Below are 16,112 nucleotides of genomic sequence, written 5' to 3' on the forward strand. Positions count from 1 at the left end.
CAGCAACCGTTGGGCATACCAATTCTAAATCAATTTATTGCAGGGGCTGATGTGTCTATATCCGTTTCTGGTTCGGGATCAGGACGTACTTCATATGGCCGAATTTGCACCAGCATGCCCATCATCGGGTGATCGAAGTAATGAAGCTCTTGGCTACGTACCCGCCGAAACTGAGCCATTTGATATGAAAACAAAAACGGCACCGTGGCAGCATCTGAAATTAAAGTGCTCGTTGGTTCCATCGCCAATGCTAATTGCTCTGGTGGTTGAGCAACATCCTGCGGTGATTTTCGACCCGAGCGGCGCAGCACCATGTCTGTTTCAACATGAAGCCAGTTCGCAAGCCAAATGTGTAAGTTAGCCTCTAGCTCCCATACCGCTGGTTTGAGCACAACCGGAGTCGGCGTGAGGTCAACTTCTTGCCACGGCTGCGTTAACGTCGAGGTCGATTGAATAGCGGTAACGGGTTGGCTTGTTGGTAATGATGGATCGCCTGTTGTTTCCGTATTTTCAATACCGGCAGACAGTTGCGTGTCATTGGTTGAATGTTGCGATAACTCATCTGAAGAATCTAGCGACAATACCTCAGTATCATCGAGCAGCATTGGCTCCTCAATGGGGTGCTCCCAACCATCGGAGGAATAACGAGCGCCGAAATTTTGCCCAGCGATTAGTTTCAGTGCCGGCATGCGTCGTTTGCTGTCAATGTTGATACGCCAGCCAGCATGTAGCATAGGTTTGTAAGCTCCGCCGTTGGCGAGTTTGCGGCGGGCATCGGTTAACTGTAATAGCTCAGGCGTTAACAAGTAAGCCTGACTATCCGTTTCTGGAATTTGATGTGGCGTCATCGCGACCGGCAACTGAGTTAGTTCGTCGTAGCTGCGTGGTTTCTGGCAGTCGTTAAGCCATTGCTCAAACGCTAATTGCTCTTCTGGTGTGCGAGCTGGCTCAAGTTCTTCAGGCATCAGCAGATCTTGCGCTTCTTCGGCGGTGGCTGAGTCAGCTTCTGGTTCAAGCTCAGGCTCTGCAATAGGGAAACCAAATTCATCATATTGCACACCTTGTTCAATCGCATCTTCGCTTGGCTCTAGCACATCAGTGGTAGAACCCAGTGTTGTACCAAGGATCCCAATTTCTTGCTCAGTGAGCGGCAGGGCAACTTGTGACAGGCCTTCATCGGCTAATGCGGCTAACGGCACCGGCTCTGGTTGAGGGCAATCGTCTGGAGCGAGTAAAAAGGCGGCAAACAAATCGAGTTGTTTTGCGGCGACTTTACTTTGGCGCGAGGCTTCAAAATCTTCATCGAGCTGAGTTGGATCCTCGGTGCGAGAAAATAGAATCACTTCTACTTCAAACCAGCGGGCAAGGGCAGACGGTGTTGCTAACGCACTGCCTAACAAGGCAGCGGTTAATAATGCTGGTTTTAGAACGGCGGGTTTAAAAGGGGCCGCACGGTATGTCAATTTGTTCACCGAACTAATTCTCCTTATGCTGCAGATGCCAGTGTTTTCAATAGATCTTGGATGATTTGCAGGCGTTTGGCTGATTCGGGTTCACCGGCCATTAACCGCAGCTTATTAGGTCCTTCCATGCGATAGTATGCCGGTTGGCTCTGAATAAGGCCAATGATCTGCGCAGGTGAAACTTTGGTGTCCTGTTTAAACACTAACTGGCCACTTTGATGGCCTAATTCAACTTTGCTGATGCCAAGTTTTGCGGCCAATAACTTGAGTTCAGCAATGTGGAACAAGTTTTTACTGGCATCGGGTAACAAACCAAAACGATCAATCAACTCAACCTGCAATTCATTTAATGCATCAGCGGTTTCTGCTGAGGCTATGCGCTTGTACAAAGACAACCGTTGATTCACATCATGAATGTAATCATCTGGCAATAATGCGGGCAGGCGAAGTTCAATTTCGGTTTGCTCGCCAAGCAGGCTGTCCAAACTCGGTTGCTTACCATGTTTCAGTGCTTCAACGGCTTGCTCTAACATTTCCATGTATAAACCAAAACCGATACTTTCAATTTGTCCGCTTTGATCATCACCCAATAATTCGCCCGCGCCACGGATCTCCAAATCATGGGTTGCCAATGCGAAACCTGCGCCTAAGTCTTCAAGTTGCTCTATCGCTTCGAGACGTTTCTGAGCATCTTTACTCAACGCTTTTTGATGCGGGGTAAATAAATAAGCATAAGCTTGGTGGTGGCTTCGGCCTACGCGACCGCGAAGTTGGTGCAACTGGGCGAGGCCATATTTGTCGGCCCGATTAATGATAATGGTGTTCGCACTTGGAACATCAATGCCGGTTTCGATAATCGTCGTGCACACCAGGACATTAAATCGTTGGTGGTAAAAGTCAGACATGACTTCTTCAAGCTCGCGTTCGCGCATTTGGCCGTGGGCAATAGCAACCCGCGCTTCTGGCACTAATTCGGCTAACTTATCGGCGATGTGATCAATGGTTTCGACTTCATTGTGAAGGTAATAAACCTGACCACCACGAAGCACTTCGCGCACGATTGCTTCGCGAACTTGGGTGTCATCGAACTCGCGCACAAAGGTTTTTACGGCTAAACGTTTGGCCGGCGGGGTTGCGATAATCGATAAGTCGCGCATACCACTCATGGCCATGTTTAGGGTCCGCGGAATCGGCGTAGCGGTTAGCGTTAAAATGTCGACATCGGCACGCAAGGCCTTAATTTTATCTTTCTGTCGAACGCCAAAGCGGTGCTCTTCGTCGACAACCAGCAGGCCCAAATCGGAAAACTTAACATCAGGTGAGAGCAGTTTATGGGTGCCAACCACGATATCAACTTTGCCGGCTTGTAAATCGCTCAAAATAGCCGTGGTTTGTTTGGTTGAATTAAAGCGTGACAAGACCTCTACTCGAATTGGCCAATTTGCAAAGCGATCGCGAAGGTTCTCGTAGTGTTGCTGCGCTAGCAAGGTAGTTGGAACTAGCAATGCCACTTGCTTGCCGTCGTTGACGGCAACAAAAGCGGCTCGCATTGCTACTTCGGTTTTGCCAAAGCCAACATCGCCACAAACTAATCTATCCATGGCGCTCGGTTTGCTCATGTCTAACAAAACTTGCTGAATGGCATTTTGCTGATCAAAGGTTTCTTCAAATGGGAAGCCAGCACAAAATTGCTGATAAGCGCTTTGTTCAATGTTAAAGCCATAACCCGATTTAGCGGCTCGCTGGGCGTATATATCTAATAGCTCGGCGGCTACGTCATGAACTTTTTCAGCCGCTTTTCGTTTGGCTTTTTCCCAGTGCTCAGTGCCTAATTTGTTCAGTGGCGCGCTATCGGCATCGCCGCCAGTGTAGCGAGCAATCAAGTGCAGCGAGGACACCGGCACGTAAAGTTTGTCGCCACCCGCATATTCTAGCGTGACGAACTCATTGGTCATGCCGCCAGCATCAAGGGTTTGCAAACCTGTGTAGCGACCAACACCATGATCTAAATGCACCACAGGTTGACCCAACTGCAACTCGGCCAGATTTCGAATGACACCTTCGGTACTGAGATTTTTCTGTTTATCACGGCGGCGCTTTTGCATGACGCGCTTGCCGAGCAATTCTGATTCTGTGACCACCAACAAATCGGCTAGCGGATAATGAAATGAGTGCTCCGCTGGTGACACAATCAAGCCAAAGCGTTCGCTTGAATCGATAAATTGATACAAATTGTCGAAGGCTTTAATGGTCAGTTTAAGCGGCTTCAATAATTCTAATAAGGCTTCTCGTCGACCTTCAGATTCAACGCTAAATAACAGCCGGTGTTTGCTCCGTGCAACACACTGCTGTAGCGCCGCTAATGGCTCGGCACTTTGACCATCAACACGCAGCTCAGGAATGGCTTTAGTATCCAGCTTGATGTTGCCTGCGCGGCGCGTTGGTTTGTCACAAAGTTGGATTCGGTGCTGGCCTTTAAGCACTGTCATTAATTCAATGACGCTCAGAAATACATCTTGTGGCGGTAAGATTGGGCGCGTTACGTCATGGCGGCGGTCTTCATAACGTTTGGTTACGTCGTCTACAAATTGTTCTGCCGCTTGCTCTATGCCTTCCCATAACGCGAATATGCTGTTGCTTGGCAAGTAATCAAACAAACTGCCGCATTGTTCAAAAAACAGTGGTAAGTAATATTCAATACCTGCCGCGGCTATCCCGCGACTGACTTGTTGATAGAGCGAGTCTTTGTCATTGCTAATGGTGAAGCGTTCACGAAACTGACGACGAAATCGCTCAATACCTTGTTCATCGAGTGGGAACTCATGGGCAGGTAAGAGGTTTAAACCGTCAAGCTTGTCGCTACTGCGTTGGGTTTCTGGATCGAACAAACGCAAGCTATCGACTTCATCATCAAAGAAATCAATTCGTACTGGCGCATCCATACCCATTGGAAACAAATCCAACAAACTCCCGCGGGCAGCAAATTCGCCATGCTCCAACACTTGTTGGACCGGGTTGTACCCCGATTTTTCCAATCGCTGCCGTAATTCGTGCATGTCGAGCTTGTCGCCAGCGTTGAGGATCATTGCCGATTGGTCAATGTAGCTAGAAGGCGCGATTCGGAGCATCAAGGTATTAATTGGAACGATGATAATGCCCTGAGTCATTTGCCGCATTTGGTACAAGGTGGCGATACGCTGGCTGACAATATCCTGATGTGGTGAGAACTGATCGTATGGCAGCGTTTCCCAATCGGGGAACACTTGCACATCAACGTCGAGCTGCTTGGCAAAATAGCTCAGTTCAGTTTCCAAGCGCAGCGCGGTGCTGGTATCCGGTGCAACTAAAACGACCGGTGCGCTGGCATGAGCAGCTGTTTCGGCAAGCGCTAGCGAAAGCGCGCTACCTTGGTAACTATGCCAGAAACGTTGGTTCTGCGGGGCATCAGGTAAGTCGTGTACTACATGGTTAAATAAACTAGGCAATGTCATTGAGCTTTTTTGTTGAATCCTGTTACTCGTGCTGCGGCATGTTTGTTAATCCATTCATGCGGCTGCACCCTTGGTGGCGTTGAGCCTAGCTTATTTAAGCGAGGCTGCCGATATTTGGTGATCGTTATTGGTTTTGCCGACGTTGCTGCAATTGTTTGGTTTGAATGTGCAATGTTGCTCTGATCAAATGCTCCTGGTCGTCATCCCTGAGCTTGCAGTATTCAAGTGTCACCAAACGACGATCGTCAGCAGTTTCGATCTTCACAACTTTGGCGTAGGCATAAATGGCCACAGCTTGTTCGGGCAGGAATACTTTTACGCGGGCTACTTGCTCAAGCTCAATTGCATCATCGGTCATAAAGGTTAAACCGCCTGCGCTAATACTTTCACTCAGGTGACGTTCGTCAGGATTATCCTGTAATTGCAGGACGTAACTTAAAATAACGTCGATTTTTCGCGATTGGTTCGCTAGGTAATCGGCTAATTCGTCGCTGGCGTCAGCAATCTTTCTCAAGCTACGTAGCGAGGCCGAATCAATGTGGCTTACCTCTGCGCTAATCAAAAAGGGCTGTGGGATCTCGTGCTGAAACTCAATGTCGTCCGGCGCTGCTTGGCCGATGGGTAATAACTTGACGTTGATACTTGCTTGATAATTAACGCTGAAATAATCAGTGTGATCCATGAATTAGGAGCCTTTTCGTTGTGCTTCTGTTTGTTTTCGGCGTTATTATCCAGTAACTTGCTGTCTCGGTAAAATTTTTACGACAAGACTGATAAAGTTTTTATGTTTCGACCTGCTGCCGTATTCATCGGACTCCGCTATGCACGCGCACAAAAAGGCAGCGGATTCGTTTCTTTCATCAACTTTTTCTCCACGGCAGGTATTCTTCTAGGCGTTATGGCGCTGGTTGTCGTGGTGTCCGTCATGAATGGCTTTGAGCGTGAACTCAAACAACGGATTTTGGGGTTGGTGCCGCAAGTTGTTCTAACCCAAGATCGTTTTGTAGCCCCAGATGACCAACCTAAATTAATCGAATCGCTTGCTGCTCAAGCACATATTAAAGGCGCAGTGCCTTATGTGCAGTCGCAAGCCATTATTCAATCGCGCCAACAAATGACCGGTGTCCAATTACTCGGTATTTCGCCTGCGTTTGAACAAAATCTAACGCCGTTGGCTTCCGCCATGATTCAAGGCAATCTTAATGCGCTAACCAGCCATAAATATGGTGTGGTGATCAGCCGGGCGATGGCTCGAAAATTAGGTGTTGGCGTTGGTGCGTCGGTACGTTTATCGGTTATGGAAGGGGCACGTCATACGCCGTTTGGCCAGCTTCCGAACCAGCGGAAATTTGAAGTTGTTGGTTTATATCAACTCGGCTCAGAAGCTGATTTGCAATTTATCTACACCAGCCTTGATGATGCCGCGCGCATGGTAAGACAACCACGCGGCTCAGCCGAGGGGATTCGGCTTTATTTAGATGATGCGTTTAATGCGCCTGCGGTGGTCGAATCGTTGTCACAACAGTCAGCTTGGCAAGGTTGGCAATTCGATAGTTGGCGCCGTAGTCACGGCGATTTGTTTGCTGCTGTGACCATGGAAAAGAACATGATGTGGTTTATGTTGCTGCTAATTATTGGTGTTGCGGCATTTAATATCATTTCTGCGCTGTTTTTAATTGTTGCTAACAAGCAAGGTGAAGTTGCGATTTTGCAAACTTTAGGCTTAAGCCCAAATCAAATCACTCAGGTCTTTATGATTCAAGGCTGTGCGCAGGGTGTTATTGGCGCACTACTGGGGACGGTGTTAGGCGTGTTATTGGTTAATCATTTGGATACGGTTATGGCCTTCACTGGCATTCAAGTTGTGGCCACCCCCGGCTACGATGCTTTCAGCCTACCGGTTGATCTTCGCTACCCTCAAATTATTGTCATTGCGTTGTTAGCGGTTGTGTTGAGCTTTATGGCGACGCTTTATCCAGCTCGGCAAGCCGCTGCTGTTAAGCCTGCGGAGGCATTACGTTATGACTGAAGTTTTGATGCAAGGGCGTCAGATTAGCAAAAGCTATCAGGATGGTAAAAACACCACTCAGGTGTTGCAGGATATTAGCTTCGATCTTCACATCGGTGAAATGTTAGCCATTGTCGGAAGCTCTGGCTCGGGCAAAAGTACCTTAATGCATATTCTTGGGTTACTTGATTCGCCCGATTGCGGAGAGCTCCATTGTCGCGGTGACAATTTGTTGCAGCTGAGCCAAGCAAAAGCTGCAGCCTTTAGAAATGAACACCTTGGTTTTGTTTATCAATTTCATCATTTGCTTAATGAATTTAGCGCGACTGAAAATGTAGCAATGCCGCTATTGATTGGTGGGTGCCAACCGCAACGAGCCAAACAAAAAGCTAATGAGATGTTAGAGCGCGTTGGGCTTGGCCATCGTTTAAAGCATCGGCCCGCTGAGCTCTCGGGCGGTGAACGGCAACGTGTTGCTATAGCCCGCGCGGTCGTTAATGAGCCAGCATTAGTGCTGGCTGATGAACCAACCGGAAACCTTGATCAGACCACTGGCGATAGTGTGTTCGGCTTGTTAAAAGAACTCAATCAGAGCTTGCAAACGAGCTTTGTGATTGTCACCCATGATCTCCAATTAGCGAGCCAACTCGATCGAACCGTGACGTTGAACAATGGCTTGCTCGTTGCTAACGAGTCGATGACACCATGATCAAGCCGTTGTCGCTACAACTTGCTGTGCGTTTTATGGCGGCACGCCAGCGCAGTAAAATGGTTTCGTTCATTAGTGCATCAAGCACTCTTGGCATTGCCGTTGGCATTATTGCCATTTTACTTGTTTTAAGTGCAATGAACGGATTTGAGCGAGCCTTGCAAGAAAAATTGCTTGGCGTGATCCCCGATGCTGAAATCGTCTCGTTAGAGCGGCCCATGAGCAATTGGCAGGGTTTTCAGCAACAGCTGGTCGCATTACCTGAAGTGGAAGCGGCTGCGCCTTTCATTCAACTCAGTGCGATGGTTGTTCGCGGTGCTGAGCTTCGCGCGGTTCAACTGCGCGGCATAGACGAACAACTTCAGCCAACAGTTTCGGATTATCAGCAATACCTCGAGCCAAGTTTAAAGGAACCATTAGGGCTAGGGCAGATGGTGCTGGGCGCAGGATTAGCCGATGAACTAGGCGTTGAAGTTGGCGATACCGTACGGTTAATGATTGCCCCTGAAAATGGCGATTTCAAAACCCCAAAAACATATTCTTTTGAAGTCGTCTCGCTATTTCGGTTCGGCGGCCAAATCGACAGCATCAGCGGCTTTGTGAGCTTGCAACAGGGGCAATTACTGGCCAAGCAAACCGATACCGTTGATGGCTTGGAATTGAAAGTTAATGATATTTTTGCGGCCAGCCGAATTGCCTACACGGCTGCCGCGAAATTACCAATTTATGTGTATGTAACTGATTGGACAAGGGTTCATGGCCATGTCTATAAAGATATTCAAATGGTGCGCGGCGTTGTTTATATGGTGATGGCATTAATCATTGCGGTTGCCTGTTTCAACATCGTGTCCACCTTAGTGATGACGGTGCAAGACAAGCGGGGCGAAATTGCGATTTTGCTGACCATGGGAACCAAGTCATCAACAATTATTCGCACCTTTATTTGGCAAGGTGCGCTATCTGGCTTCATTGGTGTTGCTAGTGGTGTGGCACTCGGCTGTTTAGCGGTGATTTATTTAAACCCGATCATCGGATTGATTGAACAGTTGTTGGGTACCAGTCTCTTGTCTGCAGATGTGTATTTTATTGACCACATTCCAACGGTGCTACAACGCCAAGACGTGCTGCTTGTTGCAACTATCGCTTGGGGCATGGCCATCGTCAGCACGATTTATCCCGCATGGCGAGCCAGTAAGATTAAGCCAGCCCGCGAACTAGGCGGACATTAGTCATTTGCAGCGGGGGTGTTAAGCTCCCGCTTTTGCCGTTTTTGCCATTCTTTGACCACACTCCAGCGCCACAGCAGGCGGATCCCACAATATCCCAATGCGCCAAACACGACCCCACAAATCACACAGCCTGCTAAAAATGCCGGGCCGAGGTGAACCGCACTTGATTTTAGCCACTCCCAACTGAGTTCAAACGCAAAGGCATATTCGGTAGCGCCAGTGGTCCACACGCCGACTTTATACGCAAAGTAGAACATTGGCGCCATGGTAATCGGGTTGCTGACCCATACGAGCGCGACAGACAAGGGTAAATTAACGCGAACGACGCCTGCGATAATTGCCGCTACAATCATTTGAGAGGGAATTGGCAAAAAAGCAGTAAAAAGGCCAACAGCGAAGGCGCCAGCAGCACTGCGCCGGTTGATGTGGAATAAGTTTGGGTCATGTAGGAGGCTACCCAAAATTCCTAATTTTTTGTTTGCTCGCAATGCCTCTGGTGCGGGCATGATGCGCTTAATCGTCTTTCTAGGCATAGCGTACAACTAACTCACTGAATAAACGTCACGGATGATGTTAATAACCTACGTTTTGACCACTTTGTCTGCGAACTGGTGGCCCGACTTGTTGCCAAGACCCGCGATAATACTCTGTGTTGTGGGATCATGCATCTGTTTGTTCACCGCCCGTCGACTTTGGCTTGCCAGATTGCTACTCGCGGTATTTAGTGCCGTCGTGTTAATGGCGTTTCACGGCCACCAATACATCAGCAACATCGTTAAGGTAGACCAAGCCGACGAGGACCACAGCTTGACTATACAAGCTGTAAAGGAGCTGCCTTGGGGTGACGGCTTAGAGGTTGTTGCGAGTACAAACCATGCGCAAGGGAACCTAAAGCTGCGCTGGTATAAAGCGCTTATCCCTCTTAAGCCGGGCGACGTTATCGATGCTGTGATTAAAACCAAACCACCGCATGGTTTACGCAATATAGGTGGTTTTAGTTATCAGCGATATTTGTTGGCTCACAACATCGTCGCGACGGGCACGATTAAATCGGCAGCTCTCAAAAAGCATCAATCCACCTCTTGGTATTGGCCAAAATTACGCAAATCAATTCGCGATCAAGTCAAAACATTAGTTGCTGGAAATAGCCAGGCGGGCGTATTAACGGCGCTGATCCTTGGCGAACGGAAGACGATTTCACCGACGACGCGCGACGCGTTCCAAGTAACGGGAACTGCTCATTTAATGGCGATTTCAGGTCTCCATGTCGGCATGGTGTTTTTTGCGGTAGCAACAGTAGTCAAAGCGATGTTGGTGCAACTGGTACCTATCATGACATCGGCCAAAAGATTAATGCCTAACATCTGGCTACCCTTAAAAATTACAACGCTTAAAAGGTTGCATCCCCAAACGATTGCGCATTTAGTTGGGTTTTTGGCGGCGTTTGGTTACGGCGCGCTAAGTGACTTTGCACTGCCGACCATCAGGGCTTTAATCTTTTTGGCAGGCTGGATAATCGCTGGTCAATGGCGATGGCGACTTTCTGCTTGGCGGATTTTAATGTTAGCTGCAACCTTGTTTGTAACCGTCAGCCCTAACGTGGTGTATAGCGCAAGTTTTTGGCTCAGCTTCTTTGCGGTGTTTGCAGTGCTGACGGGCGTGGCAATAAGCCGCGGCTTCGGTGTGGTTGGATTACGGCGGTTATTAATAATTCAGCTTTGTATATTTGTCGTGATGTTACCACTGCAATCGGCGTTGTTCGGGCAGCAAAGTATGTTGGCGCCTGTGGTCAATTTAATTGCTATCCCATGGGTTGGGTTAAGCATTTTACCGGCAGCGCTGTTAGCTGTTGTTGCGTTGCCAGTTGATGAGTCACTGGCAAACGGCTTGCTATGGGTTGCCAATATTCAACTCGATTGGTTGGTTCGCTTACTACAAGAAATTAGCCGGCTAAATTGGCAGTTACTGCCCATCGACGGTTATTCGGTCGTTGTTGTTTTGATTAGTACCGCGTTGCTTTTGATATGGGTATGGATTGCCCGTTGGCTAATTCATTCGCGTACGTTAGTGGTTTACACCTATTCAGTGGCATTGATCTCGGTGGCAGTTTGTTGGAGTGCTGTTTACTGGCGCCAATACCGGCCTGACTTCACATTGGATGTACTCGATGTTGGCCAAGGTCTGTCTGTTGTTGCGAGAAAACACACCTCAACCATGATTTACGATGTGGGTCCGGCATACCCGAGTGGCTTTAATATGGCCGATGCCGTGATCACGCCTTATTTCCGCCAGCAGGGTATACCCCATATCGAATTACTGGTGCTCAGCCACGATGACAATGACCACATAGGAAGTTCCAAGCAGCTCGCATCAGCTGTTTCGATCGGGAACTACCTAGCACCTAAAGAAGTGATTAATAAACTTGCGGTGCCGCCCAAGCAATTACATGACTGTCACCACGGCGATGCGCCCGTTGCTAGTGGTTTAACGATTCGCTTGTTACCAACTAAGCCTCAAGACAATGCCAACGATAACGATCGTTCGTGTGTAGTTTATGTTGCAGAAGGGCTTTCTGGCGTGTTGTTGCCCGGTGATATTAGTAAAACGGTCGAACGAGGTATTTCAACGGGCGACATCGCTGCTGATATCTTAGTTGCACCGCATCATGGTAGCGATACATCATCGTCTTCAACCTTCATACAAGCGGTTAACCCTGACTATGTGATCTACAGTGCGGGTTATCGAAATCGCTGGCGGTTGCCCGCGAAAAAAGTACAGCAACGGTACCAAACGGCTGGCGTTACTGAGTTGAATACGAGCACTGACGGGTTAATACGCTTCGTATTTGTCCACGATCATTGGCGGGTTCAAACTTATTGCGATTTAGTGTGGCCTGTATGGTATGAATGCGATCGAAAGGAGCTGTGAATTAGGTTTAAGTTGCGATCTGAGTCAGCAAGATTAAAATGTGCCGAATCATTCCAATGAAAGACCTATCATGGCCTCGCAAAAGCCTAGCGATTTTCAACGATTATTTGCTTATATAAAACCATTCCGAATTGGTTTTTTCATCGCCATTGTTGGCATGCTCGGCTATGCCGGAGTAGACTCCTTGTTCGTCTATTCAATCAAGCCATTGATTGATGAAGGGCTGTCTAAACCCGGCAGTGACGTGCTCAAATATGCGCCTATTTTTGTCATCTTAGTGTTGATGGTTCGCGGGATTTGTAGCTTTATCTCAACCTATGGATTGGCTTGGGTTGGTTCCAATGTCGTGATGGTCATGCGCCAACAGATGTTTGCGAAACTCGTTCACTTACCGGTGTCGTTTTACGATCAGAACAGTACCGGTGACCTGATCTCAAAAGTCACCTTTAATACTGAACAAGTGTCTAATGCCGTCAGCAAAGCACTGATTACATTGGTGCAAGAAGGCGCTTTTGTGGTTGGTTTACTGGCGGTCATGTTTTGGTATAGCTGGCAGTTATCGTTGATCTTTTTGGTCGTCGGGCCAATTGTCGCCATCGTTGTCCGTTTGGTGTCTAAGCGCTTTCGGAAAGTGTCCAAGCAAATTCAAAATGCCATGGGTGATGTGACATCGGCAACAGAACAAATGCTCAATGGCCATAAAGTGATGCTGTCCTATGGTGGCCAAGATATTGAAAAGAAGCGTTTCAAAAAGGTAAGTAACCGAACACGCCAGCAATTGATGAAACTTCGTACCACAGAAGCGATGTCATCACCTATCGTCCAGTTTGTTGCGTCCTTTGCATTGGCCGGGGTGCTTTACGTTGCTGCCATGCCGGGTATGGTTGAAACCATGACGCCGGGTACGTTTACGTCAATGGTTTCGGCCATGCTGTTCTTATTGCGCCCATTGAAAAAGCTAACCAATGTTCAGTCTGATTTTCAACGCGGGTTGACTGCTGCTCGTTCAATTTTTGAAATTATCGATCAACTTGAAGAAGACGACCGTGGTAGCAAAACACCAGCGCGGGTGAATGGTGAAATTAGTTTCACTGATATTACGTTTACCTACCCAAGCAAAGAAACGCCGGCGCTTAAAGATGTATCGTTGGACGTTAAAGCCGGTCAGTCGTTGGCATTGGTTGGACGCTCAGGCAGTGGTAAGTCAACCATTACGCAATTGCTAACGCGCTTTTACGAGGCGCAGCAAGGCAGCATTAAAATAGATGGTGTTTCGATTGATGAACTGACGTTGAAATCGCTACGCCGGCAGATTGCCGTGGTATCGCAACACGTCATTCTATTCGATGACACTGTGGCGAATAACATTGCTTATGGTCTTGATGGCGACATCGATCGCCAACGCATTATTGATGCAGCAAAAAGTGCCCATGCAATGGAGTTTATCGACCGTTTACCAAATGGTCTTGATACCGAGATTGGGCAGAACGGCGTGACCTTATCTGGCGGTCAGCGTCAGCGCTTAGCGATTGCCAGAGCAATTTTGCGAGATGCGCCAATTTTGATTTTGGATGAAGCAACGTCAGCATTAGATACTGAATCTGAGCGTTACATCCAGCAAGCCATTGAATCGCTGCAGGCCAATAGGACGTCCATCGTCGTGGCGCATCGTTTATCAACCATTGAGAAGTCTGATCAAATCGCAGTGATTGATGAGGGCAGGGTTGTTGAGCTTGGTAGTCATCAGGATTTGCTGTCCCAAAATGGCCCGTATGCGCAATTGCATCAATTACAATTTGATTCGCCAAGCCAATGAAAATAGAGCAAGCCTGGCAATCGAACTGGTCATGGACGGTGCTGCTGTTACCGTTTAGCTTGCTGTATTACCTGATTGTTCAGTTACGACGTCTGTGCTTTAAAAATGGCTTACTTAAAATTGTCGACTCGGCCGTGCCGGTTGTGGTGGTCGGCAACATCAGCGCTGGGGGTAACGGCAAAACGCCTGTCGTTCTCTGGCTTGCTCAATTGTTGCTCGACAACGGTTATAAGCCTGCCGTGGTATCACGCGGTTATGGTGGCCAAGGCGCCAAATATCCATTAGTCGTGTCCGACAGCGTTTCCGCAACACACTGTGGTGATGAACCAAAATTGATTGCACGGCGTCTCGCAATTCCAGTCGTCGTAGATCCAAACCGTGCCAATGCGGTTGCCCATGCGGTGTCATTAGGTGCCGATGTGGTCATTAGTGATGACGGTATGCAACATTACCGAATGGCACGCGCGATTGAGCTTGCAGTTGTTGACGGGCAACGTCGTCACGGCAATGGTTGGCTGTTACCAAGCGGTCCGTTGCGAGAGCCACAATCAAGGCTCGATTCTGTATTTGCTGTGATTTGTAATGGCAGCGGGCCACGTCACGATGAATTCTCAATGAGGTTAGAGCCGCATCAGCATTGGTGCCCTGTAGCACCGTCAAAGCAGCCGCTATGTTCAGCTGATCTTGCCAATAAAAAATTATTAGCGGTGGCTGGTATTGGCAATCCACAGCGGTTTTTCGATACTGTTGCTGGGCTTGATATACAGGCCGACACACTCCCGCTTAACGATCACGCGGCGATCACGCAAACCATGATCGATCAATGGCAGTCTCATTACGACTTGGTTTTAATGACTGAAAAAGACGTTGTTAAATGCAGTGAATTAAATGCCGACAAGTGCTATTACTTGCCGGTTGATGCGCGCATTGATAGCAGGTTAGCGCAACAAATTTTGACAAAACTGAACACTTTGAATGGAGTAGATGATGGCGTTTGATCGTAAACTTTTGGACATTTTAGCTTGCCCAGTTTGTAAGGGGGCATTGGCGTATAAAGTTTCCGAGCAGGGGCAAGAAACCCTCGTTTGTAATTTCGATCGCCTTGCCTACGCCGTTGACGAAGGTATTCCTGTACTCATAGAGGCAGAGGCAAGTTCAATCCCAGTAGATGGGGCCGATTCATGAAGTTTACGGTAATTATTCCCGCGCGCTATCAATCAAGCCGTTTACCCGGCAAGCCTTTGGCTGATATTGGTGGTAAGCCTATGGTGCTGCATGTCGTCGAGCAAGCCAAGCTGTCCGGCGCTGATCGGGTGGTTGTTGCGACCGATGATGAGCGCATCGCAGAGGTTGTTACTGCGAGCGGAACAGAGTTGTGTATGACGGCGCCGCACCACCAGTCTGGCACTGAGCGATTGGCTGAAGTGATTGCTAAACTCGACTTAGCGAGCGATGAGATTGTGGTCAACGTCCAAGGTGATGAACCTCTGATTCCACCGTCTAATATTCGTCAAGTTGCTGAAAATTTATCATCGGCGAAGTTAGCCAATATGGCGACATTAGCGACGCCAATTCACCGCACTGATGAATGGCTTGATCCTAATGTCGTTAAAGTCGTCAACGACGCGCAAGGTAATGCCTTGTATTTTTCTCGCAGCGCGATGCCCTATGATCGCGATGGCGTATTAGGCGAAGAGCCCGCGCTTAAGGCTCGATTTTGGCTGCGCCACATTGGTATCTATGCGTATCGTGCAAGCTTCATTCAAAAGTATGTGGATTGGCAGCCATCGCCACTCGAGTTAATCGAATCGTTAGAGCAATTGCGTGTACTTTGGTATGGCGAAAAAATTCATGTCGGGTTAGCGCCGGAAGCGCCTCCAGTTGGCGTTGATACGCCAGAACATTTGCAGTTGATTCGTGATTTGGTTGCCAAAATCAGCTAAATTGTTTGGATAAACTAACTTTTGTAAAAAGCGGTTGTCATACATATGGCACCGCTTTTTTGTTTTTCTATGTGTCGCATTGCGCTACCTGATCTTACCAGTTGTTGGCTTATTTCATCAGTTATTGGTTAACCGAATAGCTTTAACGCTTAGAACTTTACGAATATTGCGATGTCAGTTTAAAGTCACTATTAATAAGTGTTTGACGCGATTGTTATCGTTCTTTGGTGCTAACTATTTTTCTAGATATTAAATTGGTTATACCAAATGATGTAACTTGATTAATCTTTGAGTTGAATTCGGACAGGCCAGAATACTTTCCAATATGTGATAATTGGAGCTTTAAAATTGGCAGATTTGTATTACAATGCTGCAGTGAATTTATAAGCGCATAACGCTTAACTACACTAGAGGCTAAAGGGCGAACAATTTGGCTTGGAAAAATTAACTCTAACCCTGTGTGAATGTAGCGGCTGAAAAGCCAGCCACTTACACCTTGTTAGAGTTCGTTTTTGCGTTTGCAAT

General features: G+C 47.9%; 12 protein-coding genes. 8 read left to right on the forward strand and 4 right to left on the reverse strand.

Annotation, left to right across the window (positions count from 1 at the left end):
- Positions 1 to 29 precede the first annotated feature (29 nt).
- The 3 genes from K0504_RS04710 to K0504_RS04720 form a co-directional block, all read right to left on the reverse strand.
- Complete coding sequence (locus K0504_RS04710) at positions 30 to 1,472, reverse strand: CsiV family protein (RefSeq protein ID WP_220103002.1); 1,443 nt, start codon at positions 1,470 to 1,472, stop codon at positions 30 to 32.
- A gap of 14 nt (positions 1,473 to 1,486) precedes the next feature.
- Entirely contained in the window at positions 1,487 to 4,954 is a 3,468-nt protein-coding gene (gene mfd, locus K0504_RS04715) for a transcription-repair coupling factor (protein ID WP_220103003.1), read from the reverse strand.
- Positions 4,955 to 5,078: 124 nt separating this feature from the next.
- Positions 5,079 to 5,636, reverse strand: a complete 558-nt coding sequence (locus K0504_RS04720) for a PilZ domain-containing protein (protein WP_220103004.1) — start codon at positions 5,634 to 5,636, stop codon at positions 5,079 to 5,081.
- Positions 5,637 to 5,738: 102 nt separating this feature from the next.
- Here K0504_RS04720 and K0504_RS04725 point away from each other — a divergent pair, with 102 nt between their 5' ends.
- Genes K0504_RS04725 through K0504_RS04735 form a run of 3 tightly spaced genes read left to right on the forward strand, consistent with a single transcriptional unit; the run spans position 5,739 to position 8,900 of the window.
- Positions 5,739 to 6,983 (forward strand): lipoprotein-releasing ABC transporter permease subunit, encoded by a 1,245-nt coding sequence (locus K0504_RS04725; protein ID WP_220103005.1) that lies wholly within the window; start codon positions 5,739 to 5,741, stop codon positions 6,981 to 6,983.
- A complete protein-coding gene (gene lolD, locus K0504_RS04730; RefSeq protein ID WP_220103006.1) occupies positions 6,976 to 7,671 on the forward strand; it encodes a lipoprotein-releasing ABC transporter ATP-binding protein LolD in 696 nt (231 codons plus the stop codon). The genes K0504_RS04725 and lolD overlap by 8 nt, the downstream gene beginning before the upstream one ends.
- Positions 7,668 to 8,900 (forward strand): lipoprotein-releasing ABC transporter permease subunit, encoded by a 1,233-nt coding sequence (locus tag K0504_RS04735; RefSeq protein WP_220103007.1) that lies wholly within the window; start codon positions 7,668 to 7,670, stop codon positions 8,898 to 8,900. The genes lolD and K0504_RS04735 overlap by 4 nt, the downstream gene beginning before the upstream one ends.
- On the opposite strand, the gene K0504_RS04740 is transcribed toward K0504_RS04735, so the two are convergent.
- A complete protein-coding gene (locus K0504_RS04740) occupies positions 8,897 to 9,433 on the reverse strand; it encodes a DUF2062 domain-containing protein (RefSeq protein WP_220103008.1) in 537 nt (178 codons plus the stop codon). The genes K0504_RS04735 and K0504_RS04740 overlap by 4 nt on opposite strands.
- A gap of 37 nt (positions 9,434 to 9,470) precedes the next feature.
- Here K0504_RS04740 and K0504_RS04745 point away from each other — a divergent pair, with 37 nt between their 5' ends.
- From K0504_RS04745 to kdsB, 5 genes are all read left to right on the forward strand, one after another.
- Positions 9,471 to 11,828 (forward strand): DNA internalization-related competence protein ComEC/Rec2, encoded by a 2,358-nt coding sequence (locus tag K0504_RS04745; protein WP_225917976.1) that lies wholly within the window; start codon positions 9,471 to 9,473, stop codon positions 11,826 to 11,828.
- Between the two features lie 70 nt (positions 11,829 to 11,898).
- On the forward strand, positions 11,899 to 13,644 hold the full coding sequence (gene msbA / locus K0504_RS04750) for a lipid A export permease/ATP-binding protein MsbA (RefSeq protein ID WP_220103010.1): 1,746 nt from the start codon (positions 11,899 to 11,901) through the stop codon (positions 13,642 to 13,644).
- Positions 13,641 to 14,642 (forward strand): tetraacyldisaccharide 4'-kinase, encoded by a 1,002-nt coding sequence (gene lpxK / locus K0504_RS04755; RefSeq protein ID WP_220103011.1) that lies wholly within the window; start codon positions 13,641 to 13,643, stop codon positions 14,640 to 14,642. Before msbA ends, lpxK begins: the two co-directional genes overlap by 4 nt.
- Positions 14,632 to 14,829 (forward strand): Trm112 family protein, encoded by a 198-nt coding sequence (locus K0504_RS04760; RefSeq protein ID WP_220103012.1) that lies wholly within the window; start codon positions 14,632 to 14,634, stop codon positions 14,827 to 14,829. The genes lpxK and K0504_RS04760 overlap by 11 nt, the downstream gene beginning before the upstream one ends.
- Positions 14,826 to 15,587: a 3-deoxy-manno-octulosonate cytidylyltransferase gene (kdsB, locus tag K0504_RS04765; protein WP_220103013.1), complete on the forward strand. Its 762-nt coding sequence runs from the start codon at positions 14,826 to 14,828 to the stop codon at positions 15,585 to 15,587. The genes K0504_RS04760 and kdsB overlap by 4 nt, the downstream gene beginning before the upstream one ends.
- Positions 15,588 to 16,112: the final 525 nt, after the last annotated feature.

This window comes from Neiella holothuriorum (assembly GCF_019457915.1).
Taxonomy (GTDB): Bacteria; Pseudomonadota; Gammaproteobacteria; order Enterobacterales; family Neiellaceae; genus Neiella; species Neiella holothuriorum.